This is a genomic window from Johannesbaptistia floridana, from assembly GCF_057440575.1.
Genome location: NZ_JALKVM010000104.1, coordinates 1 through 22,306 on the forward strand (window position 1 = coordinate 1; position 22,306 = coordinate 22,306).

Genomic DNA, 22,306 nt, shown 5'->3' on the forward strand with positions numbered 1-22,306 from the left:
AAGTTAGATTGATGTAGGATGATTGTACTCTTTCAAATTTTTTGCGACAGAACCTTATGTTGTCTTAAATCCCAACCATGATAATGATAATCATACTATTTGGGTTGCCTCAATCAGAACCACATTTGAGTTTTAGAACCTGTTTGAAAAGTCTTGATGTATAGCAAAGATGTAAAGATCATTAATTTTTGCCGAATACAAGTGAAATGAGGATTTTTGCCAGTATGATTCATATTATGGTAAGAAGAATATCTAATCCACTTCTAAACTTTTCAAACAGCCTCTGAATCATTTTAATTAATAGGAGTTAATAATTTGTTATTTCAGTCAACTAAATTTCTTTTTTTATTTTTTCCATTAATCCTGATCGGTTTTTACCTATCGGATCGCTTCTTCGGCAGAAATGGAGTATTCACTTGGCTTGTCATAGCATCTCTAAGCTTTTACGGCTTTTTGCAAGTGGATTTTCTGATTCTTTTGATAGTATCAGCACTATTAAATTTTGTCATTGGTCGCCTGATACATTTCTCTAATGAAAGTGGGAATCAGGGTTATGTAAAAACTTTACTGATGATCGGAATTTTAGCTAATTTAGGAATTTTAATTTATTTCAAATATGCCAACTTTGTCATACTTAATTTAAACTTTGTTTTTGGCTACAATCTAGAATTACTTAAACTTATTTTTCCCATAGGTATCTCTTTTTATACATTTATTCAAATTGGTTATTTAATTGATGTCTCTAATGGACAAGCGACACAGCAAAATTTTCGCAATTATCTACTGTTTACATGCTTTTTTCCTTACATTAGTGCTGGACCTATTGTTTTACAAAAAGAAATTTTTCCTCAGTATAAAAATGATCTTGGTTTTAATATTGAGCGTTTGCTTATTGGCCTAAGCTATTTTTCATTTGGCCTTTTTCAGAAACTGGTATTAGCTGATAGTATTGCTCCTTATGCCAACAATGCTTTTGATGCGGTAGCTAATGGCTTATCTATTCATCCCCTTCAAGCATGGATTAGTTCTGTCTCATATACGCTTCAATTATATTTTGATTTTTCAGGTTATTCCGATATGGCACTTGCCCTCGGATTTATCTTGGGAATTAAACTTCCATTTAATTTTAATTCTCCACTGAAAGCAACCAGTATTATTGAATTTTGGCAACGTTGGCATATGACAATGACTCGGTTTTTTACTAATTATATTTATACACCAGTGGCTTTGAGTGCCATGCGTCTCAGTATCTTGAGAAGATATAATCAGAAACAAAAATTCCTTGTGGCAGTGGCATTTCCCACACTACTTACATTTAGCGTTGCTGGTTTATGGCATGGGCCTAGTTGGACTTTTGTTATTTTTGGAATGATCCATGGTGTCGCATTAACGGTTAATCATGCTTGGACTCAGAATTCTCAAAAGAAACTACCATTAGTATTTGCATGGGGGTTTACTTTTTTAGTATTTCTCTTTAGCCTAGTATTTTTCCGAGCATCATCAGTAGAGTCTGCTATAATTATGTTCAAGACAATGATGGGCTTACAAGGTTTTATATTAGTAGAAAATGTTTCCTTAGTAGATATAGGAGCATTTACTTGGATAGGAATCTTGTTCTCCATTGCCTTAATTGCGCCCAACACACAAGAAATAATGCGTTTTTGTTCCGTTAGTTGTGATAAACTGTCATCAGAAAACACTAACTGGCCCACATGGTTAGCTTGGCAACCTAATTATGGTTGGATGGTATTTAGCGGAATATTATTCGCAATTTCTTTGCTTTTTTCCTCCAGCGAATCCCCATTTATTTATTACCAATTTTAAAAATCAAGTTGAAGAGTTAAATTATGTATTTCGAGATCAATTTGCCGAAATTTGTTGATGAAGAGTTCGCAGCAACGCTGAAAAAAGAATCAGCATTTGTTTCTCCTCATATTCAAGAGTTTAATATTAATAAAAATGGCACTAAAGCAGTAGTTAAAATTGCTAAGGATATAGATCCACAAATTATTAAGGATAAAACCTATCGTTTTTTAGACATGATGCTTAAAAATCATCGTCAGTCAGAGACAAAGATTTATTCTCTGACAAATCGTATTGAGACTGGTTTGCTAATTGATAGAGTTTTTGAATCTCTGATGGAGCGAGGTTGGTTATTTGATATTGGTCTTGGGGCGGTGGGTTTCGCAGGTCCTGCCTTGAAGTTAGCCCGTATCATTGATGCACGATTTGAAAAGATCTATCATGAACGTTTCCATGCAGTTGACCGCAGTTTTCCTGCTTTTATTCCCGCCACCACTTTAGCTCGTTGTGGTTATTTTGACTCTCACCCTAATAATGTGACGATGGTAACTCACCTTGTAAATGATTTAGATATTATTGAGAGTTTCCGACAAAAAGAGGGTGTTAGTGGAGATTTGACAACATTATCCCAAAATTCTTTACAAAGGCCTCATCTTTGCTTGAACCCAGCTGCTTGTTTACCTTGTTACAGAACCTTACAAAATCAAGAGATAAAGACGAACGGTTTAGCTCTAACGTGGCTTGGACGAGTATTTCGCAATGAATCTAGTAATCTTACAGGATTAGAACGACTTTGGGAGTTTAATGTCAGAGAACTTGTTTTTATTGGTTCAGAAGATTTTATCTTCAATGCCCGTTCTCAAGCAATGACGGCTATTACGGACTTAGTGAAGATGTTTGATCTTGAGTGTCAAATTCAAGTGGCAACTGATCCATTTTTTGCTACCGTGTCTGCTACAAAAGCATTCTGGCAACAGACGATGGAGTCTAAATATGAAGTCTGCTTGACCATTGGGTCTGGCAAGAATGGCCAAGATCGAAAAATAGCGGCAGGGTCGATTAATATGCATGGTCAGTTTTTTGGTGACCGGTTTAATATTAGAACGGCAGATAAAGAAATTGCTATGACTTCTTGTGTTGGCATAGGTATTGAGCGATGGGTTTTAGCTGCGTTTACTCAACACGGTTTTGATGGTGAACGTTGGCCAGATGACTTACGAAAAGCAATTTTCACCTAGAAATGTAAAGAAGTGTCCTTGTCTGTTTAGGCTTAACCTCATTGAATTTCCTTGAAATTTATGAAACTACCAACAGAACAATACCTTCGCCAAAAAAGGATCATAAAAAGTACTATTTGTCAAAAATTTTCGGTTGATTTGACAAAATTTTTTGCATTTTTTATTAATTTCATTTATACTCAAATGAGATTAAGCGGATGTATTGCTCCAATATTCACCACTCTATTTATCAGCCGAGAAATAAAAATTGCTTCTGGTTTTTGAGGAAGCATTTTTATCATCTCATCCACGTATTTAAAGCCCCGATAAAAGGCTTTGAGATCAAGAATACTCAAATCTTGATGATAGTGATAACGGCATTTTTGTAATAATTGATGAGAAAAATTCACCATGAAAAATGATGGTTCTGTTGCAAAAAATATAAGTCGTGCTCGTAATATGTTAAGATATAGGGGCGCGACTGCTTTATTTAACCTGATTGATGAATCCCAAACAACCCTTCAAATGGCGCCATTTCCAAAAAGAAATAATCTTACTTAATGTGCGTTGGTATCTTCGCTATCCTTTAAGCTATAGGGATTTGTCGGTTCTGTTGCAAAGAGTTATGAAGCATACAATATTTCTATGTATCTCGCGTATTTTTAAACAGCAACATCAAATAGTGATTCAACAAATTCTTTTCGAGCTACACTGTCTTTATTACCAACACCATCAACTTGACCTTTGTTAATCGCGTGCATTATTTCAATTCCTCTTATGGTTCGCCAAGCTGTATAAAACGATTTGTAGCCTAGTGCAGCATTCGTTATTTTCTTTACTGCTCGATGGTCTTGTTCAATCTTATTATTTAGGTATTTGACACGCCTCAATTTATTACTTTCATCAAGCTTTCCTTCTTCTTTCAGGGAAAGTGTCAGAAATGGGTTCTCAAAAATTGACAAAAATTGACTAAAGAACCCTTTCTTCCTATTTTTACCTAAGCTGCTTTGAAAATTTCTTTTAACAGATTAACTCTCTCTAAAAAGATTTTTCTTCTATTAAATAAAGACACGAATTCTCCCATAAATATTTGAGGTCTGAAGAAGTTGTTTACTTCTTCAAATAATTGGCAAAATCGTTGGGCTGATTCAAAATTTCCCCATCCCATCATCGGATAGTATCTCTGTTTTATTCCTCGATGACTTTGCTCTATTGGATTATCTTGACAGTTAACTTGTTGATGAATTACTTCTTCTCCTAATTCTTCTGCAATTGCTCTAGGTGTGGCGTGTGGGTTCGCGCATAAAGTGAAATTTCTCCCACGAATTTCCGTCATTTCAGGCTGCACTTTTCGCGCATAAAATGAAATCGACTTCTACCATTCGGATTCACCTCCATAATCATTTCGCACATAAAATGAAATTGTGTGCCATGAGACAGAAAAGAATTATTATTCTTGCCAGACTGTATATCTTAATCATTTGGAAGGGAAATAAGTTGGCAACAGAGGCACGTAAAATTACCAACAGAGGCTCAAAGAAGAATATTGGCAAATTCTTCAGTTTCAAGATGCAATCCCTTATTTGCTATGAGTCTCTCAATGAAAGAGACTATATGTATCTGCTAGAGATTGACCCAGATGTAGTTTCCTACCGTAGCCAACCACTGAAAATATCCTATACGCTTGATAATCAACTCCGGCAATATACCCCAGATTTTTTAGTCCAACGACCCTCAACAGAGCAAATTGTCGAAATCAAGCCAGAAAAAAGGCTTAATCAGGAGACAAATTTACAGCTATTTGAAGCCATAACCAATCTAGGTCAATCCCTTGGCTGGGAATTTGTCGTTATCACCGATAAAATGATTCAAAAAGAACCTCTCCTCAGTAACCTGAAATTACTCTACCGATATGCACAGATTCCTTTAACGCTTCAAAACCTAATTGTTTGTCATCAATACTTTACTAATCAGTCTCCAATCCCTATATTAGATGCAGAAAAGCATTTACAACCCCAAGGAATTACCAGAGCCATGTTGTTGAAATTAATTTTTCTGGGATTTTTGGAAACTGATTTAAGGAATCAACTAATTGCTCAAAACCAGATTAGCTTATCTTCCAGGAATATTAGTGGAGAATTATTAAAATGACGAGTGTCCGATTCGCCACAGGAGTTCATTTCTGGTTAAACAACTGTAAATATGTCATCAAAAAGAAGGTAGACAATAGATTTCAACTGCTTAATGAATCCACGCTCCAAACAACTTGGTTAACCGAAAACCAGCTAGTTAAATCATTTTTTGCCCATGAATTAACCTTCAAAGATCCTGTAGAAGACAAAACACTTCAATCCTATCTATCAACAGATTTAACTCAAATTCCTGAGTCTTTAAAAGCTAAAGCTCAGAGAAAAGAGAAGTACATCAAAGCAGTTTTAGACCAAACCCCCGAAAATTATACTCCTGAATGCCTGAACCCAATTATTCGCTCCGTTGCGCTCTTTCTTGAAGATTCGCATCCACCCTCACCCATTACTCTTTACCGTTGGCTCAAAGATTATCACCACAGTGGCGGTGACATTCGCTCACTCATTCCCAGATATCGAGAAAGGGGAAACTATAATCCTAAAATTACGCCCTACGTACACCAATTGATTTCTGAAGTGGTGTCATTGGTGTATTTGAATGAATCTCGTCCCAGTGTTGCCAGTGTTTATGATGCCATTATTTGTCGCATCCAGAAGGAAAATGTCTTAAGAAAATCACTCTCTACAAATTCCTCTTAAAATTCCCCATCGTTCAACTGTTTATCGCCAAATTGAAAAGTTAGATCCCATTGACAAAGCTATTAGTCGTTATGGTCAAAGAACTGCCAGTTTAATCTATGACCCAGTTCAAGAAGGACCAAGACCAACTCGTCCAGGGGAACGGGTTGAAATTGACCATACACTACTACCCTTTTTCGTAGTTGATAGTGAAACTAGAATGCCCATTGGTACACCTTCTCTGACTAGTGCAGTGGATAAATATTCAGGTATGATAGTTGGTTATTATCTTAGTTTTGAGCCTTTTAGTTCTATTTCGGTCATGCAGTGTCTTCTCCACGCGATTCGGCCGAAAGACTATGTATTGGAAAAGTTTCCTTCAGTCAAAAAAGAGTGGAATGTTTATGGACTAATGGAAGTTCTGGTGGTGGATAACGGGAAAGAGTTCTATAGCAAACATTTTCAAGATGCTTGTCAACAATTAGGGATAACGATTCAATATACGCCTCCTTATATGCCTTGGTATAAAAGTAGTGTAGAAAGGACATTTGGTAGTTACAATACTCAACTATTGAAAGGGCAACCAGGGAACTTTTTACAGGAATTTACCAAAGAGTATAATTATAACCCGAGAAAAAATGCGGTAGTTTCTCTAGAAGCCTTACAAGAGATGCTTCACATCTTCATTATCGATATTCATAATCAAAGTTCTCATCCTCAATTATTAACACCGAGAGCTGAAGTTTGGTCAAAAGCAAGCGTTGTTTGTCCTCCTACCTTACCAAAAAACCTTCAAGACTTAAGAGTGTTAGTAGGAGCCATGGAAAAGCGGGTTATTTCCCGAAAAGGAGTGGAGTTGAATGGTCTTTATTACAACAGTCCCGAATTAGCTCGACTTCGCTCACATTACGAACCAGAAGATAACAGGAGAAAAGACGGTAAAGGACCGAAAGAAAAAGCCACCATTAAGTATGACCCAACCGATTTATCAACCATCTATGTTCTTGACCCGACTACTTATCAGTTTATGGAGGTACCTTCGGTAAATCAGGAATATACTCTAGGTTTAACCCTTTGGCAACATCGAGTCATCAAAAACTTGGCAGCTAGTTCCGCTAAAAGAGTAGATATTGTCGCTCTAGCTTTAGCTAAACAAGAAATTCAAGAAATTGTTGACCGTGAATGGCAACAATCACATCGAGGAACAACTCGCAAATCAATGGCCAGATGGTTGGGAATTGGCTTAGAGGAAAATAAAGGGTCAGAATTTTCCTCCACAAAGAAACAACCTCAGATTACTACCCCAGAAACAGACCGACAGTTAACCAATTTCTTTCAACCTAGCCCCTCAATTATGGGGATCTCAGCTTTGGGTAATGCTTACAATCAAGAGTCTAACTTGTCAGATACTCATAAACAAACCATTGAGGTATCGAAACAGGATGAAATAGTACAAGTTATTGAGACTGAAAAATCTTCTTGCAAGAAATCAAAAGATAAATCAACCGTCAAGAAATCCTCAAAATCGGTTAATTCCGAGCAATCAGCTCCTCAATCTCCTGAGTCGGAACATGTCTCTACACCTGATGAGTGGAAGCCAGATTTGACGGGTTGGGGGGTGAGTATTGGTTTACCAACAGGAGGTAAGTAAAGATGGACATGACCGAAACAGTACTGGCACAAAAGACTTTAGCTGAAAAGCTACAAGTTATTAATAACATCTACGTTATGTATCCTCGTTTTCAAGAAACCTTGATGGCTATAGACTATTGTCATCATTTTTCGTTTGGTAAGGATGAACCAGAATGTCTGTTTCTTAGTGGTCAAACAGGAGTCGGTAAAACTACAATTTACAAGACTTATGCCCAAAAGTATCCAAGACTTGTTACCAGAGAAGGAACAATTGTACCGATTCTCGCTGTAACAATTCCGGCACCTGCAACCGTTAAAACTGTTGTCACCAAAATGTTATGGCAATTAGGGGACCCTGCTTATGATAAAGGTAGCGTAGGCAATCAAACCATTCGTTTAATTGGCTTACTCCAAGATTGTGGAGTTGAATTAATCATTTTAGATGAATTTCAACACTTTATTGACCGTGATTCGGAGCGAGTGTTGAAAACTGTTTCAGATTGGCTAAAAACTCTTATTTTAGACACAAATTTACCAATTATTCTCATTGGTTTACCTGAATCAGAACAGGTTCTCAAACTCAAATCTCAATCCCAACTCAGTCGCCGCTTTGCCCATCGCCATTATCTGCGTCCTTTTGTGTGGCAAGAAGATAGTGGAGCGGAGTTTCGTACTTTTTTACATCTATTAGAGTCAAACTTACCTTTGGCTGAACCATCAAACTTAGCTTCAGAAGATATAGCCATTCGGCTTTACTATGCTTCTGATGGAATTATCGCTTATGTGATGAAGCTAATTAGGTATGGGAGTTACTTAGCTCTCAAGCAAAATCAACCGAGACTTAGTCTGAATCTTTTAGCAGAGGCTTTTGATAAATCCGTTCGTGCAGATAAACCAGATAAAATCAATCCTTTTATCAGTGATAAATTTGAGTTGAAAGAATTTTTATCTACCAACTCTGATTGTGAAGTTGGCGCAACATCAAAGCGGATTAAGTCGAAGTCTTTTTCATCAAAGTCTTCTCAAGTCCTAAAAACTAGGTAAATCAGGCAATGTCTACCCCATTACTTTTAAGAACTCCGCCCCCTTATGAAGATGAAAGTTTAGCTGGTTATCTGATTCGGTTAGCTCAAAGTAACTATTATTCTTCCCCCAACTGGATTTTACAATTGGCAGGTTTACCGCTAAATCGAATTATTCATTTCTCCGCTCAACCTAATCAACCTTCTCGTCTGAGCCAATTGCTTCAATTGAGTGATGAACAGTTAAAAATAATGATTTTAGTTTCTCTTCAGTTGGCCAAGATTATGGATCCGGTTCCATATGATTTTTATCAAACTGCAATTACTCTTTGTCCTTTATGCTTATTAGAGTCTCCTTATTGTAGACAAGTATGGGATTGGAATTTGGCTGGTATTTGTGATGTTCATCAATGTTTGTTGATTACTTCATGTGCTTCCTGTCAAAAAAAGATTTCTTGGGTTAGAGCTGAAGTAACTCGCTGTCGATGCGGTTTTGATTTTCGTCATCAGAAGACTAAAGTAGCTTCTTTAGAACAACTAAAACATTTTGCATATATATCTAGATTGGTAAGTATAGTTAATTAGCTTTCTTTGGCAGAAATTTGTTTGAATTATGAGGAAAATAGAATCATAATCGTGGCACACAATTTCATTTTATGTGCGAAATGATTATGGAGGTGAATCCGAATGGTAGAAGTCGATTTCATTTTATGCGCGAAAAGTGCAGCCTGAAATGACGGAAATTCGTGGGAGAAATTTCACTTTATGCGCGAACCCACAAGTCCGCCACAGTTAATCTTTATGAAGCTCCTTGTCAACTAAATTATCCCCAAGACAAGAATAATAATTTTATCGTCCAGGGACATACCAAGATTTCTGTGTCCGCACTTGACGATAATCCTGATGTCAGCAACTCACATACACCCCACACAGCTTCTCAAACAACTTCTACTATTCAACCAAAGAGTAAAGTAACTGAAACTATTGCCACACAACCATCTTTACCAGATGTTGATTTTCCACATCTGGGTCATCCACATGAGGAAAATCAAACACTAATAAATAATGATAATCAACAATTAATGAAATTTAATAATATTTCTCCTTCGGAAAAAGAAGAAATTTTTGAATTAGAAGATTCAAGTATTTGTGGTAGTCAAGTTAACTTTGATAGCACAAAACAGCCAACAGATTCTTTAGCTGAACCTACAGATTATCTTGAAGATAAATCTACCTGCGCCATATCAAATAATGTTGAAATCACCTCAAAAACAGAAGTTGTAAAACGCACAAGTAAATCTAGGACAGCATTTAACTCATGGATACCAGAAGGGGAGTGGAAGATAGATGGTAAACTTGACTCTAATTTTGTGCTTTGGTTGGCGACTGATTGGCAGAAGGCTTATGGGGGCGATATTAGCAAGAAAAAGGCAGACGTTCTTAGGCATTTTAGGAAGCATCCAGCTAATATTGCTATTTCCTGGGAGCAATACCGTGATGAACAGCACCAAAGATACTCTAATGCTGCGATGAGGATGAATAATGGAGTGGCGATCGCTCCCGATGAACAAGAGAAATTACTGACTCATCAAAGAGCTTTAACGGAAGACTTCTCTGCTGATATGCGTCTTGTTGCTAATATTCCTCAACCAGGACGAGAAGAAAAGAGCTTAAGTTTTAAATGCGATCGCCAAATAAATCTCCCCCATCAACCTAAATCAAATCCAACCGAACCTACCCAAAACACTTCAGAAATTACTAATCCTCCTAATCCCACTGAAAACGACCCTGAGACATCAAAACCTAATAAAATAGATATTGAGTCAAATAATGCTGCTAATGTGTCTTCTAGTATCAAAAACTGGGCAAAGGGAGCTTTCTCTATGGGCAAGTGCAAGTCGTCCGATAGAGAACCTATTTCCGAATTAGAGGAATTGAATGCTTGGCTTGCTGACCCTATACTTAAGGAAGAAGTTATGCCACGTGTTATGAATAGCAGTAAATATACTTTTGACTATAACGAGTATGGCACTCCAATAAGGGTGGTTTTGACAGAGGAGGAGTAGATGCGATCGCTAATGAACTAAGGTCAAGTTGATGGTTTTGGTCATAGAGATAGTGTAACTCAAATAAAATTTGTTGAATCACTATTTTATATTGCTGCTTAAAACTACGCGAGATGCACAGATATTTTGCATACTTCATAGCTCTTTGCAACAGAACCAAGAAATCTAATAATCTATTATTATGTAAAAAAATCAAAATATACACACTACCGAAATTTATATGTTTTCACAGGAACAAAAGTCTTTAGCTCGCAGTGTAGCTGAACAATTAGCCCAAGAATTTTATGACGATTGGCAAGAGCTTCGTGTTGATTTTGTCCAATCAGTAAATGAAATATTGGAAGCATCTCCCCCATCCACAAACGAAGATATCAGAACAAGAATTGCTGCTGCATCTCTAGCTGTATCCGTAACAGGATTAGGATTAAATGCTTATAATACTTTCAAAGAAGATAAAGGATGCGAACCCACAACTCAAGAATTAACAGTCATTATTCAGCTTAATACCGATTCCTTGTCTGAATCTTCTGATGTCAATCCAGAACTTCTGAGACGGACTATTGAACTAACCGTTGATCAAATTATCCCTCAAACTCAGTAATTTTCTTGCTAAATTAATCCAGCTTGTCTGAAAAGCCTATAAACATCTAGAGAGCCATATCCTAAAGCTTCATCATAGTGACCATTCTCTTGAGCGATGGCTCCCACAATTAGCGACTTTATTTCGTTTGAATTATAAATAGTGGCTGATTCAGATTTATTCATTCGAGATAATAACAAAGCAAGAGATCCAGTAACAAAAGGGGCAAAAAAGCTAGTACCAGTCATTGAAACTATACCATTTACAGTTCCAGCCATCGCCACATTTACATTAATAAGAGGGACTGAGATTTCGGGCTTTTCACCATTGTTGCGTGTGCGTCCTTTAGAAGAATTTTCATCATGAGAAGAAACAACTAAAATATTTTGAGCAGTTCCGGGTGTAGATAAGGTAACAAACTCATCAGCGCTTGTGAAATAAGTAGTTTTGTCATTTCCTAAAACATCAATCCAAACATGAGCCTTATTATTTTCAGTAGTGGAAATATTTGTCTTAGTTATTCTAACTGCCCAAAAACCTGAGCTAATATAACGATCATCTTCTCTCTTAATTTTTATCTGTAATAAAGAATCTCCATTACATTCATGTTTTCTTACATATTCCATAATACATAAATCTCCGGTCCGGCGAAAAGTGTATTGTAATTGCCTTTGTCGTGAATCCCAAGTAAAAGATGGTGTTGATTCTCTATTGCGTTCAGAATTTGAATTGCTAATAACCACAAATTCTACAATATGGTTAGAGTCAAACCATACTTCTAGTTCTTGTTCCTTTTTGTAATCTTCTTGATACCATTGAATTTGCTCTGAGGCTTTTTCAATGAGAGAAATTACTGTATGTCTTTGTTTTTTACGATCATTGCCAGCAGATTTAACGACGATAACACCCGGTTTCTTTCCACTTTCTAATACTTCTTCAATGGTAAACTCAAGATTGTCTTTTCCATCATGGGGTCCGATATTTTTACCCTGGCTAATGTTGATAACGGTGGGTAGGTTTTCTTTTCCTTCCATAGCAGAAAATTGATTGATATAGTTAAGAGCAGAACCTAATCCCATTTCTAGACCAAGAAGAGGATCGATAATAATGACTAAAATCTTTGATTCTGGTGCTATGCCTCCTGAAAAAGATCCCGAACTTCTACCAGCAGCAACACTGGCAACTCCAGTTCCATGACCATTTGGATCTCGTAAATTATTTGGAGCTTGACCTTCTTCAATAAAGCTTAAAATATCTTCATCAGTATATTCTCGCCCGAAACGGCACATTGGAGTCGGATTTGAACCAGTCCACGAAGAATCAGTTTGATCCCAAATGGCAAGAATTCTTGTTCTTTGACCAGAAGAATCTCGAAATGCCTTATGTAATACATCTATACCAGTATCTATGATAGCGATTAATGCTTGATCCCCTCTTTCTTCAATTTCATTGTGAATTCTGTGAGCATTAACAGATTCAGGAATCGAATTTATACTAGATGGAGAATCAGACGAGGTAGAGGTAGTCTCTTGAAAACCGGGTCTGCTCGCTTGAACAAATACAATATTAGGATCTTCCTGTAATGCCTTAACTGTTCTAATAGTTCCTACACAGCCAACACTGCGACCTAATTTGAAAATTTCTTTATAGTCAGGTATGTCACTTGAATCCCACTGCGGCTCAACTAAACGGATGAGCATATCTAGGTGTTTCATTTCCGATGTTTCTGAAATATTTATTAAATCATTTTCATCAGAAATTCCGAAATCTATAGTTAATTTGGGATCTATTTTATTCATAAAGCCCTTGTCATAAAGTGAATTCTCATATTTTTTTGATTTCTGGGAATCGTCAGTAACTTGATGATCGGACTTACTTGAGGTTTTTAGTTGAGTGATGGGTTTGGGTCTTATAGCTGAATTAGAGGTTTTCTGGGTTCTTTTGGATTGTTTTCTTCGATTAGATTCAGGTTTAGAGCTTGAGCCATTGAAACCATTTTCTTGTTCATTAGGTGAAACTGCTATCGTAATATGACAGGTAGGTTTACGAATTTGATATGCTCGACCCTGCGCTCTAGGTCGATATCGCTTTAGACTTGGCCCCATATCCGCATAAGCCTGACTAATAAATAGATTTGTTTTTTGTAGTCCATTATTATGTTCAGCATTGGCTACAGCAGAGCGTAGTACTTTTTTAACTGGTTCACAAGCACGATAAGGCATAAATTCTAGCATGATTAGGGCTTCCTTATAGGAACGTCCCCTAATTTGATCAAGAACCCTCCTCACTTTTGAAGGAGACATTCTGACATAACGTGCAATTGCTCTTACTTCCTTTGCTCTTACTTCCTTGTCTAAACTAACTGACATAAATCAATTACGGTAATTTTCGAGAAATTTATATTATTTATTCTGTTTCAGTATAGACGAAAGCGGCGCATATTGATACATACTAAAGGTTTGTTACAGAAAGTCAATGATGTTGAAGGCCCTGTGTTTTTAAACCAGGAACTGGTAGCGAGTTTTTGAGAGATGATAAATTTGGATGAAAAGCTATTGATATAAGGGCTTAAGCTAATCTATAATAAAAGCACAATAGTCATTTTAATTTTCACCTAAAAACAGTTTTGATGAAAGTTGCATTATGCCTTGAAAAGTTTAGCTTACACGATTATTAATTTACGGCATTTTTGTAACATTTAGATGATTAAAATTGAATAGCTCCAAAGGTCTTGAGACAACAGACCTAAATTTTTTGTGCATTGAAATAAGAAATCTTGCCGAAAAGTATGAATGATAACAATAAGTAGCTTGATTACAACTTGTTGAAGGTCAAGTTCAGCCTTGTGCATTAAAATTTTAACTCCGCCTCATTCAAAAACCGCTACTAGTTCTACATATAAAAATATAGTTATATACTTTTATAGTCGTGAGTTAACTTTTTCTGGAGATTTTTCAAAATCGTCAAAAATAGCACCTCGTTTTTCTAAGTCTATTTTTTGTTCTTTATCTATGCCTCTAGTCTTAATAAATCGAGCATTTTCTACAATTGCCCCACTCAGGTCTGCCCAACTCAGGTTTGCCTCACTCAGGTTTGCCTCACTCAGGTCTGCCCAACTCAGGTTTGCCATAAACAGGTCTGCCTCACTTAAGTTTGCCCCACTCAGGTTTGCCATAAACAGGTCTGCCCCACTCAGGTCTAACTCTCTCAGATCTGAGTAATTCAGGTTTGCCCCACTCAGGTTTGCTCCACTCAGGTTTGCCCCACTCAGGTTTGCCCCACTCAGGTTTGCTCCACTCAGGTTTGCCCAACTCAGGTCTGCCCCACTCAGGTTTGCCCCACTCAGGTTTGCCCTACTCAGCTCTAGATTTAGCTTTACAACAATACACAGCTCGTCTTCCTCAATCAGGTCTCCCCAACTCTCCCCACTCAGGTTTGCCCCACTCAGGTTTGCCCCACTCAGGTCAGCCCCACTCAGGCGTGCTTCACTCAGGTTTGCTCCACTCAGGTTTGCCCCACTCAGGTCAGCCCCACTCAGGCGTGCTCTACTCAGGTTTGCTCCACTCAGGTTTGCCCCACTCAGGTCAGCTCCCCTCACGCCACTCAGGTCAGCCCCACTCAGGTCAGCCCCACTCAGGTCAGCCCCACTCAGGTCAGCTTCACTCAGGTATGCCCAACTTAGGTCTGAATCACTTAAGTCAGTTTCTCGTAAACTATAATTTTCAAGTTTTCTTTCCTTAATATTTTTAACTAATTCCCATTTATCAATATTTGAATGCTCAGAAATAGTTATTGTACGATTCCAGCCTTTATTTACTTTTTCTTCTCCCTCAATATCTTCAGATACAGACTCTGAATTTTGAGATGCTAATGAAACTTTAGAATCTTTGATTTCTGCTATTTCTCTCCAATGTAGTTTTAATCCTTCACATATTCTTTGAAAGGTATCTAACTGAAGTTTTTGTTTGTTAAAAAATTTATTAACAGAAGATCTTCCTAGATAGTTACTTTTTGCAAAAAAACTTGGTGAATTAAAACCATGTCTTACTAAAGCTTTTTCTACTATTTCAATGCCTTGCACAGTAGCATTAATCATAATTTTGCTTTTTTTACTTTTTTTCTGGTCGTTCATAATTCTAAAATTTTGGTTCTGTTGCAAAAAATACAAGTTGCGCTCGTAATATGTTAAAATATAGAAACGTTACTGCCTTATTTAACCTGATTAATGGACTCCAAATCTCCTTTTAAATGGCGACATTTCCCAATTAATAAAGGTCAAGTTGACTTTTGTTTCTTAGAGGGATAGCGTAGCTCAATTACGAATTTATTGAAATGCTTTTTGATGTTGCTGCTTAAAACTGCGCAAGATACACAGAAAGCGTGTATGCTTCATCATTCTTTGCAATATACCCTATTTTAACGTATTACTATACTCCTGATATTTTTGGCAACAAAACCATTTTTCCCAGTTACAACTTACGAATTGCTGCCAACCGAAAGCAAGGCCAATTCTTCAAGAAGACAGTGCTGCAACTCCGGTCCCAAGCGAAAGAACCCTTGTTCTGAAAGTATCATGTGGTTAGGATTCGCTTGATAGGAATCAGATACGACCTGGCCGTTCTTGATTTCAAACGAACCAACAATGTCTTCAGGCGGCACAGCATCTTGCGGTGTCGGCGTTCGCTGATCGATTATATATACCCAACCGTTGTCTTGTCGTTTCGCCTCGGCGATGAATTTGGGGGATTCAGGGGCATGTCGGGCAATCACCGCGTGCATGAATTCGACGAAAACCTTATTTCGCGCAAAGACGCTCGGGCTAATCGTCTCACCCGATTCCAAGGGACGTAGAAGAACGCCAATAATTGCTTCGGCCACAAGCCCGTGCTGGAAAATGAGCTCCTCGGGAAGGCACGAGACCAAATCCTTCAGTCCATCAGGAGTGTCTACGCGATAGATGTTAATCGGCAAATTGGTCATGGGACAATCCTCCTCCCGAACTTATAATTGTACCGCAGTTGCGGTAACACATCGTATATGAGATAAAAAGACCGCAGCACTCATTTCATAATAACATAATCACATTACACAGTAACCGCAAGCTTGCTTAGGACGCTAAATCAAGAACATGTTCCATTGCCTCACGTAGAATTTCAAACTCATGCTTGTTTTTTTCGGATACGCCCTTGAGTAGCCATGAGACGAAAGTGTACGTGCCAAGGCTGTAATGCTTACTCTGACAAAAAAAGCGCCCGCAATTTTTATTCTAATTAATGCGTGAGCTTACTAAGACTTTTTTGTCGATACCTCTATCATGCTAAATTTATTAGTTCAACAGCGCCAAGGTTTTTTAGTCTCTCGTTTGAAACGAGAGAGTTCAAAAGCAAGCGGGGTAATACTTCTATTGAAAATACCTTAGATTAATAATAACAATCACGAAAAGTTAGTCGTGGTTCTAGGACTATGGAGCGATTTCAACAAACTGCTAATTTACTGACTGTTTAACTTTCCTCAATATTTACTTTAGATGCCAAAAGACGATACACCAACGCTCTTTATTTACAGCTTCAATTCCATGCAAAACCTTACAATTAAATTTAATAACATCTCCATCTGTTAAATCATAATATTGAGGTTGTAATTTTTCTCCTTTTTTAACCATTTCTGCCATTAAAAAAGTAGCCTCACCCAAATTAATGCTAACAGCAATTGGAGAAAAAACTGTATGGTCTCGATGTAAGTTAATTTTAACCCCTTGTTGGTAAAATAATAGTAGTCCAATGTCAAAATTGGGTAAAACTCGCTCACCAAGAGCTTCTAAACGCTCATCTCTAAAACCTTCTCTAATTGTTGGTTGTTTTTTTAAATCACAATAACGACGAATCCATAACTCTTTTCTACCCTCAGCATAACGACTAATAGTAGGGGTGAGCAAATATCGATGATTTTGACACCAATCATATAAATCTTGTAGATTTTGCCCCTGAATTTTTCCAAATTTTTCTAACATGATAATTAATTCTAATGTAAATTGCCTTTTTTTGTGCTTATAAAATCTGCCTTTGTCATCGAGCCGTCAGTAGTAACCGTCCGAAAACGTACGGGCTAAGCTCAAATGTTTACTCTGAATGAACTTGAACATGATCTAATATCTCTTATCTTTGAACATGAACAAAAGCTTCCGGTTCATCAGGGACAGAAGTAAATACATCAATTCCATAGATAGGCGTTTCACTCTTCCACCTTTCCTTCTCAGTTTCAATCAAGATACAAAGACATTCTTCTTTCTGGTTGTCCCATGTTTGATATATCAGAATCAAAGTATCAGAGTTGGTTGTTTTAATAATTTCTGCAATTAGTTTCTGACAATCTTCTTTGTCATATTTCAAGAAGATTATCCCTATAAATCCTCTGTCTTCTTCCTCTTTGTAGGTAACTAAATATTCCAGTGTTTCGGTTTTAACTTCAGATTCCACTATGACTCGCATCGTATGGTCATTCGAGCATTCTTCAGCTTCTTCTGGGGGTAATCTGAAAAAGGCTCTTGTATGATAACAGCCTTTTTCTTCTAGCTCTTCTTTGATTTCAGTCCAAAGGTCATCGCATATTAATTTGTAGAGGTTTTTGTCAAGTTCCATAATTCTAGTACCATATTTATAGGGTTTGTCTGTGTAGGGATGAAAAAATAAGTAATAAGTAAAGTTAATTGCTTACTTATTACTTATTGGTTATTGATTAAAATTGGTAAACATGAGGGTCTTCAATTTCCGTTCGCCAGAAGGCGAAGATATTGTATGCCTCTACATCAATGATTCTTGACAAAGGCTTTTTGATTTCCTCTACAGTCACTTCAGAAACTTTGACTTCGATTACACGGTTGTCTTCAGGTACAGGGTATCCGTCCTGTTCCACCACCGCTTTACTCGTTAGGTGAACAGAAACACTAAAATAGTCATCTGGAACGTTGAGAGTTTCTACGTCACAGTCTGTTGTGGGAAAAGAATGTTCCTTCGTCATGCAATTGTTCTTTTGGCACCACCCACGTCCAAATTGTTCATTGTAGTTTGTGAAATAGGGGCACTCCCTACAGTTTTGAACTTTTCGGGTTTTGGGAACTGTCAAAGTGGCAGTAGATGCAGTACCAACTTTACTCGTTGGTTGAATTGATGTTGATTGTGTCATCATGGAAAAAGTAATAAAATAAAGTTTTTCGATAGAGGATAGCGATAGCTATTCTCTTTTCGTTTTGATTCGTAAAAGTTAAAAAGTAACTCCTAATATCTTTTGGTCAAAGATGTTTTTATTAAAACTAGGAGGAAACTTTCTACTCTTACTAACTCTATAGTAGCATTACTTTTAAGTTTTTAGTGGTTAAGGTAATGCTGTTTAAGGTAAAATTAAGAAATTAATGTTTAGAACTTTAGCTGGCTTATGGGACTTAAAGATGATAAAGAACGGATCTCTGTGTATCTCAACAAAGATCTCAAAAGATGGTTAGCTCAACAGGCAAAACAAAATAATCGTTCAATGAGTAACTATATTAGCGCTACTCTTGAACAAATCCGAGAAAACCAAGATGAGGAAGAACAGATTGACATGGTTGTTAAACCTAACTTACAAACTCAGGCTCAAATAAGGAAATGAACAGATTAAATAGGAGTGCTCTCATTCTTGAGAAGAGAGAATTTATGGACTAAATATCTCGATCATCTACTTTTACTTTTCCTTCTTTAATTAGAGCTAGGATGGTTTCAATGTAATTGCTCATTGAACGATTCCTAATTTTAGATTCGCTTTCTAGCCACTCTTTTAGAGCCGCGTCGAGATAAACAGAAATTCTGGTTTTATCAGTTGCCAAGACATTATTATCAACTCTTCAGTAGCATTATTACATTGTTGAACTTAACTAAGATACGGCTACTTTTAATTGACATTGAGCTAAAGTAATGCTACTTTGAGTTTAAGTAGCTAAAAAGCTGCTGAGAATCTTTAAGCAAAAAAGTATTAAAGTCTTAGTCTAGTTTTCTTTCCAGGGACTTTTAATAACTTTCTTGAAAACAAGATGATGCACACCAAGATATTGTTTTGAATTTTTTTGAGGGACAATAAAAGATGGACTTCTCGCAAAAGTTAGCCACTAAGCTTCTTTCTTCAACAGAATCTTTTCCCGTAGATTTTGATGATGCTTGGCGATGGATTGGTTATAGCAGCAAACAAAAAGCTAAAAATAAACTGTTTAATCATTTTGAACTTGATATAGACTTTTTAACCAAACGGTTGAAAACTTCATCAGGCGGTCGCCCCAGCGAAACAATCACTTTAACTATTGATTGTTTTAAATCTTTAGGGATGATGGCAGGGACTCAGCAAGGAACGAAAATTCGTCGTTACTTTTTAGAATGTGAACGCATCGCCAAACAAGCTGTTCAAACCATCTCGAATCAATCTGAAGAAATCCAAAAGCTGAAGCTGCAATTAGAACTCGCCGAAACTCAAGAAAGATTGCTGATGTCTATCCAGGCGATCGCCACTCTACATTCCCCACAAATGGTAGCCCTAGTCTTAGGTAAACCCGATGCTGTAATTACTCAAGTAAAAGAAGTTCCCACCGTGGTAACTGTAGATGATCGGGGTAACGCGATCGCACAGTTTGACGGCATCGGAATAACCGATCTGGCAAAGAAATATGGCTTTGGCAAGAATACTAAAGCTTGCCGAAAGTGGCTTGAATCAATCGGTATTAAAGAAGAGCAGTGGTTATCTGAACCATCGCTTATCAACTCAAAGAAGCTTCCCAGAGAAATGCTGACTTGGTTAGACAAGCAATTCGCCAATAAGGAAGGTATCCGGCAAATTATCATCGGTGAAACTCTCTTCACCGACTAGTCACCTATTAGCTCAATTTTAATATCTCCTTGAAGTAAGAAGTAACACTCTTACTCAGGGGATTCCTATGTCAAATTTTTAGTAACAAGCCATGACTACATTCAGAGTTCAACACGATAAACACAACCCATACACAATTATTGATAAGGGATTTTTAGACAATCCAAATCTAACAGCTAAAGCTAAAGGCATATTTGCTTATCTTCTGTCTAAACCTGATAATTGGAGAGTTCATCTTAATCATCTAGTAAAAGTATTTCAAGATGGTCATACAGCAATTAGGTCAGGATTGAAAGAATTACAAGCGGCTGGTTATTTAGTTCGTGCTGCCATTAGAAATGAGTTGGGTCAAATTGTTGAATGGGTAGTTAATCTTCATGAAGCTCCCCATCAACTAAATTATCCCACAGACAAGAATAATAATTTTATCGTCCAGGAACAACCTAAGATTTCTGTGAAGGCACTTGACGATAATCAATATGTCAGCAATTCGCATACACCCCATGCAGCTTCTCGAACATTTACGACTAATCAACCAAATAGTAAAGTAACTGAAACCCCTACTATGAATACATCTTTACCAGATGTTGATTTCCCACATCTGGGTCATCCACAAGTGGGAAATCAAACTCTAATAAATAATGAAGATCAACTAAATAAAGAAGTTAATAATATTTCTCCTTCGGAAAAAGAAGAAATTTTTGAGTTAGAAGATTCAAGTATTTGTGGTAGTCAAGTTAACTTTGATAGCACAAGACAATCAAAAGATTCTTTGACTGAACCTACAGATTATCTTGAAGATAAATCTACCTGCGCCATATCAAATAATATTGAAATTACCTCAAAAACAGAAGTTGTTAATCTCACAAGTAAATCTAAGACTGCATTCAATAATTGGATACCTGATGACGTTTGGAAGATTGATGGCAAACTTGACCCTAATTTTGTCCTGTGGTTAGCTACTGATTGGCAAAAGGCTTATGGTGGCGACATTAGCAAGAAAAAAGCTGATGTGCTGAGACATTTTAAGAAGCATCCGGCTAATATTGCTATCTCTTGGGAACAATACCGTGATGAGCAGCACCAGAGATATTCTAATGCTGCTATGAGAATGAATAATGGCATCGAGATTAAGCCGGATGAACAAAAGCAGTTGCTGACTCATCAAAGAGCTTTAACGGAAGACTTCTCTGCTGATATGCGTCTTGTTGCTGATATTCCCGAACCTGGACGAGAAGAAAATAGCTTAAGTTTTAAATGCGATCGCTCCCTAACTACCTCTAATCAACCCCATTCAAATCCAACCGAACCAACCCAAGACAATGCAGAAATAGCTAATTCTCCTAATTCCGCAGAAAATGACCCAGAGACATCAAAGCCGGAAAAAATAGATATTGAGTCAAATGAAGCTGCCAATGTGTCTTCTAACATCAAAAAATGGTCAAAGGGGGCTTTCTCTATGGGTAAGTCCAAGTTTGTAGAGAGAAAAACGTTATCGGAGCTAGATGAACTTAATGTGTGGTTGTCAGACCCCATTCTTCGGAAAGAAGTTATTCCACGTGTTATAAATAGTAGCAATTACACTCTTGACTATAACGATTATGGCGAGCCAATCAGGGTGGTTTTGATAGATGGGGAGTAGATGCGATCTCCAACGGAGCGAGCCAAGCACGCGATCGCCAATTAACCCAGGTCAAGTTGATGGTGTTCGTAATAGAGATAGTGTAGCTCAAAAAAGAATTTATTGGATTACTTTTTGATGTTGCTCTTTAAGAAGACGTGAGATACATAAAAATATTACATACTTTATAATTCTTTGCAACAGAACCAATCGAAGGAACAAATAATAGCGATCGCCCCTCCTTGAGAAAACTTTACAAACAGCCTCTTACAAATAGCTTCTTAATAATATAGAATGAGGAAAACTACTTTATTTGTTTAGTCATACAGTTTAGTTCGGTGATTTGCAGATACTCTCAGTATTATGTATAAAAATAGCAAGTACAAGAAAATCTTCCTGGCACTTCTTCCTAGTACTTTATCTTTCTTGTTGATTGATGCAACATTCACTCAGACTTCTGATCTTCCATCTCCTGTTCAAATAGATGGTGGAGGACATCGCACTGGAGAATTGATAGGTAGAGATTTAATTTTAACCAATAATGTAGCTGAATTTAGAGGAGAATCGCAAGTTAGCTTTTTTAGGCAAAACTACATTGCTGGTCAAGATAATCTAGGGGTGCTTACAGTAGCTTTTACTAGGGGAATACTTCTAGCTAGAAGTTGGACACCCGCAGGATATGGTTCAGCTCCTAATGGTTGGTATATAGGCGAC

The 22,306-nt window shown here is 37.2% G+C and carries 23 protein-coding genes and 2 pseudogenes; 14 read left to right on the forward strand and 11 right to left on the reverse strand.

Annotated features, from left to right (window positions below):
* The first annotated feature begins 315 nt into the window (after window positions 1-315).
* Together MW688_RS07495 and MW688_RS07500 are read left to right on the forward strand one after the other, a co-directional pair.
* On the forward strand, window positions 316-1,824 hold the full coding sequence (locus MW688_RS07495; RefSeq protein ID WP_486735323.1) for an MBOAT family O-acyltransferase: 1,509 nt from the start codon (window positions 316-318) through the stop codon (window positions 1,822-1,824).
* Between the two features lie 23 nt (window positions 1,825-1,847).
* Window positions 1,848-3,041, forward strand: a complete 1,194-nt coding sequence (locus MW688_RS07500; protein ID WP_486735324.1) for an aminoacyl--tRNA ligase-related protein — start codon at window positions 1,848-1,850, stop codon at window positions 3,039-3,041.
* A gap of 179 nt (window positions 3,042-3,220) precedes the next feature.
* On the opposite strand, the gene MW688_RS07505 is transcribed toward MW688_RS07500, so the two are convergent.
* Window positions 3,221-3,433, reverse strand: a complete 213-nt coding sequence (locus tag MW688_RS07505; protein ID WP_486735325.1) for a hypothetical protein — start codon at window positions 3,431-3,433, stop codon at window positions 3,221-3,223.
* 89 nt (window positions 3,434-3,522) lie between these two features.
* Here MW688_RS07505 and MW688_RS07510 point away from each other — a divergent pair.
* Window positions 3,523-3,628 (forward strand): annotated as a pseudogene (locus MW688_RS07510) (IS6 family transposase); the annotation flags it as partial.
* Window positions 3,629-3,682: 54 nt separating this feature from the next.
* Here MW688_RS07510 and MW688_RS07515 read toward each other — a convergent pair.
* Both MW688_RS07515 and MW688_RS07520 read right to left on the reverse strand, forming a co-directional pair.
* A complete protein-coding gene (locus tag MW688_RS07515; RefSeq protein ID WP_486735326.1) occupies window positions 3,683-3,982 on the reverse strand; it encodes a DDE-type integrase/transposase/recombinase in 300 nt (99 codons plus the stop codon).
* A gap of 35 nt (window positions 3,983-4,017) precedes the next feature.
* The gene (locus MW688_RS07520; protein ID WP_486735327.1) at window positions 4,018-4,356 is read right to left on the reverse strand and encodes a DDE-type integrase/transposase/recombinase; all 339 of its coding nucleotides are present in this window, start codon (window positions 4,354-4,356) and stop codon (window positions 4,018-4,020) included.
* Window positions 4,357-4,451: 95 nt separating this feature from the next.
* On the opposite strand from MW688_RS07520, the gene MW688_RS07525 reads away from it, so the two are divergent.
* From MW688_RS07525 to MW688_RS07555, 7 genes are all read left to right on the forward strand, one after another.
* The gene (locus tag MW688_RS07525; protein WP_486735328.1) at window positions 4,452-5,171 is read left to right on the forward strand and encodes a TnsA endonuclease N-terminal domain-containing protein; all 720 of its coding nucleotides are present in this window, start codon (window positions 4,452-4,454) and stop codon (window positions 5,169-5,171) included.
* Window positions 5,168-5,806 (forward strand): helix-turn-helix domain-containing protein, encoded by a 639-nt coding sequence (locus tag MW688_RS07530; protein WP_486735329.1) that lies wholly within the window; start codon window positions 5,168-5,170, stop codon window positions 5,804-5,806. Before MW688_RS07525 ends, MW688_RS07530 begins: the two co-directional genes overlap by 4 nt.
* Window positions 5,807-5,900: 94 nt before the next feature.
* Window positions 5,901-7,436, forward strand: a complete 1,536-nt coding sequence (locus MW688_RS07535) for a transposase (RefSeq protein WP_486735344.1) — start codon at window positions 5,901-5,903, stop codon at window positions 7,434-7,436.
* Between the two features lie 8 nt (window positions 7,437-7,444).
* Entirely contained in the window at window positions 7,445-8,461 is a 1,017-nt protein-coding gene (locus tag MW688_RS07540; protein WP_486735330.1) for a TniB family NTP-binding protein, read from the forward strand.
* Between the two features lie 8 nt (window positions 8,462-8,469).
* Window positions 8,470-9,024 (forward strand): TniQ family protein, encoded by a 555-nt coding sequence (locus tag MW688_RS07545; RefSeq protein ID WP_486735331.1) that lies wholly within the window; start codon window positions 8,470-8,472, stop codon window positions 9,022-9,024.
* 161 nt (window positions 9,025-9,185) lie between these two features.
* Window positions 9,186-10,505, forward strand: a complete 1,320-nt coding sequence (locus MW688_RS07550; protein WP_486735332.1) for a hypothetical protein — start codon at window positions 9,186-9,188, stop codon at window positions 10,503-10,505.
* 220 nt (window positions 10,506-10,725) lie between these two features.
* Window positions 10,726-11,106, forward strand: coding sequence for a hypothetical protein (locus MW688_RS07555; protein WP_486735333.1), 381 nt, complete (start codon window positions 10,726-10,728; stop codon window positions 11,104-11,106).
* Between the two features lie 8 nt (window positions 11,107-11,114).
* Here the strand turns inward: MW688_RS07555 and MW688_RS07560 are convergent, their stop codons facing one another.
* The 7 genes and pseudogenes from MW688_RS07560 to MW688_RS07590 form a co-directional block, all read right to left on the reverse strand.
* Complete coding sequence (locus MW688_RS07560; RefSeq protein WP_486735345.1) at window positions 11,115-12,884, reverse strand: S8 family serine peptidase; 1,770 nt, start codon at window positions 12,882-12,884, stop codon at window positions 11,115-11,117.
* A 198-nt stretch (window positions 12,885-13,082) separates the two neighbouring features.
* Window positions 13,083-13,454: pseudogene (gene rplV / locus MW688_RS07565) on the reverse strand (50S ribosomal protein L22); the annotation flags it as partial.
* A gap of 551 nt (window positions 13,455-14,005) precedes the next feature.
* Window positions 14,006-15,181 carry a pentapeptide repeat-containing protein gene (locus tag MW688_RS07570; RefSeq protein ID WP_486735334.1) on the reverse strand — a complete coding sequence of 392 codons (1,176 nt, stop codon included), beginning with the start codon at window positions 15,179-15,181 and terminating at the stop codon, window positions 14,006-14,008.
* A 380-nt stretch (window positions 15,182-15,561) separates the two neighbouring features.
* Window positions 15,562-16,065, reverse strand: coding sequence for a hypothetical protein (locus MW688_RS07575; RefSeq protein ID WP_486735335.1), 504 nt, complete (start codon window positions 16,063-16,065; stop codon window positions 15,562-15,564).
* A gap of 538 nt (window positions 16,066-16,603) precedes the next feature.
* Complete coding sequence (locus tag MW688_RS07580) at window positions 16,604-17,095, reverse strand: 2OG-Fe(II) oxygenase family protein (protein WP_486735336.1); 492 nt, start codon at window positions 17,093-17,095, stop codon at window positions 16,604-16,606.
* A 145-nt stretch (window positions 17,096-17,240) separates the two neighbouring features.
* Window positions 17,241-17,723, reverse strand: coding sequence for a hypothetical protein (locus tag MW688_RS07585; protein WP_486735337.1), 483 nt, complete (start codon window positions 17,721-17,723; stop codon window positions 17,241-17,243).
* A gap of 97 nt (window positions 17,724-17,820) precedes the next feature.
* Window positions 17,821-18,102, reverse strand: coding sequence for a hypothetical protein (locus MW688_RS07590; protein WP_486735338.1), 282 nt, complete (start codon window positions 18,100-18,102; stop codon window positions 17,821-17,823).
* A 414-nt stretch (window positions 18,103-18,516) separates the two neighbouring features.
* On the opposite strand from MW688_RS07590, the gene MW688_RS07595 reads away from it, so the two are divergent.
* Window positions 18,517-18,729, forward strand: coding sequence for a hypothetical protein (locus MW688_RS07595; RefSeq protein ID WP_486735339.1), 213 nt, complete (start codon window positions 18,517-18,519; stop codon window positions 18,727-18,729).
* A gap of 49 nt (window positions 18,730-18,778) precedes the next feature.
* Here the strand turns inward: MW688_RS07595 and MW688_RS07600 are convergent, their stop codons facing one another.
* Window positions 18,779-18,943 carry a hypothetical protein gene (locus MW688_RS07600; RefSeq protein ID WP_486735340.1) on the reverse strand — a complete coding sequence of 55 codons (165 nt, stop codon included), beginning with the start codon at window positions 18,941-18,943 and terminating at the stop codon, window positions 18,779-18,781.
* Between the two features lie 254 nt (window positions 18,944-19,197).
* Here MW688_RS07600 and MW688_RS07605 point away from each other — a divergent pair, with 254 nt between their 5' ends.
* The 3 genes from MW688_RS07605 to MW688_RS07615 form a co-directional block, all read left to right on the forward strand.
* On the forward strand, window positions 19,198-19,971 hold the full coding sequence (locus MW688_RS07605) for a hypothetical protein (protein ID WP_486735341.1): 774 nt from the start codon (window positions 19,198-19,200) through the stop codon (window positions 19,969-19,971).
* Window positions 19,972-20,062: 91 nt separating this feature from the next.
* Window positions 20,063-21,613 carry a hypothetical protein gene (locus MW688_RS07610; protein WP_486735342.1) on the forward strand — a complete coding sequence of 517 codons (1,551 nt, stop codon included), beginning with the start codon at window positions 20,063-20,065 and terminating at the stop codon, window positions 21,611-21,613.
* 342 nt (window positions 21,614-21,955) lie between these two features.
* Window positions 21,956-22,306: hypothetical protein (locus tag MW688_RS07615; protein WP_486735343.1), on the forward strand; the 351-nt coding region annotated here is incomplete at its 3' end.